The sequence below is a fragment of the Collinsella sp. SGI.033 genome (genome assembly GCF_050315135.1).
Lineage (GTDB): Bacteria > Actinomycetota > Coriobacteriia > Coriobacteriales > Coriobacteriaceae > Collinsella.
The window spans coordinates 1-1,217 of the sequence record NZ_JBNPOK010000055.1 but is presented as its reverse complement, the minus strand read 5'-3'; the positions used below and the strand labels follow the sequence as shown (position 1 = coordinate 1,217).

At 66.0% G+C, this 1,217-nt stretch carries 1 protein-coding gene; it reads right to left on the bottom strand.

Annotation, left to right across the window (positions count from 1 at the left end):
- Nucleotides 1-14 precede the first annotated feature (14 nt).
- Nucleotides 15-1,156, bottom strand: a protein-coding gene (locus ACQRC0_RS08720; protein ID WP_417575370.1) for an IS3 family transposase whose coding sequence is annotated in 2 segments (ribosomal slippage) — nucleotides 15-898 and nucleotides 898-1,156 — 1,143 coding nt in all. Because the reading frame shifts where the segments join, the coding sequence is not laid out codon by codon here.
- Nucleotides 1,157-1,217: the final 61 nt, after the last annotated feature.

The following is a 1,217-nucleotide window of genomic DNA, read 5'->3' as shown; positions in this document are numbered from 1 at the left end:
TGGATTGGCAACACCTATTTGGACGATTCCGGGAGGGACAGCCCCGCCTCCCTGAACTCGACCGGAGACATGTAACCCAGCGTCGAGTGGATCCTGAAGTTGTTGTACCAGTGCACGTAGTCCGAGAGCTTGGCCCGGAGCTCGCGCGTCGTGCCGAACGTCTCGCGGTGGACGAGCTCGGCCTTCAGTATCCTGTTGGTCGACTCGTCGACGGCGTTGTCGTAGGGGCAGCCCTTGGCCGACAGCGACCTCTCAATGCCGAAGGCCTCGAGCATCAGGTCGATCTCGGCGTTGTCGAACTCGCTGCCGCGGTCCGTGTGGAAGACCTCGATGTCCGAGATGGGGAAGGAGAGCGTCGCGAACGCCGACTTGACCAGCCGGGCGTCCTTCCTGGGCCCGGCGGAGTGGCCGACGATCTCCCTGTTGTAGAGGTCGACGAGCAGGCAGACGTAGTTCCACGAGGCCCCGACGCGCACGTAGGTCAGGTCGCTGCATATATGGGTGCGCGGCGCCCTGCCGCCGAAGCCGCGCGCGACGACGTTGGGCACGTCGGCCTCGTTGACCGCCCCGGGGTGCACCTTGAACCTCTTCCTGCCGTATGCGCTGACCAGGCCGTTCTCCCTCATGATGCGGCAGACCCGGCGCCGGCTGACGGTGACGCCCGACCTCTCGAGCGACGCCTTTATCTTGCGCGAGCCGTACCGGCCCTTGCTGGCGGCGTGGGCCGCGACCACGGCCGGCGCGGCGGGGTCCGGCGCGGCGGGCCGGTCGGCCCGCGAGCGCATGGAGTAGTACGTCGACCTCGCGACGCCGAGGAGCCTGCACTGCGCTGATATGGGGTAGCGGCCCTCGTTGGCCGCTATGGCCCTCACTTTCGAGCGTATATCAGCGCCGCTTGTTTTAAGACGTCGACCTCCATCCGGAGCCTGCGGTTCTCGCGCTCGAGCTCCAGGATCCGGTTCTGCTCGGGCGTGCGGTTGTCCGCGGCGCGCGGCGAGCCGGTCGCGTTTATCGACTTGATCCACCTCTCCACGGTGCTCTTGCCGAGGTCGTACTCGTCCATGATCTCGCGCTTGGGCTTGCCGGCGTTGTAGAGGTCGACTATCTGCCTCTTGAACTCGTCGGTGAAATGCCTCGGGTGCCTGGGGTCCCTCATATACGGCCCTCCCGTCTCCTGCGCCCCTCCCGGAACTGTCCACATCAGTGTAGCCAATCCA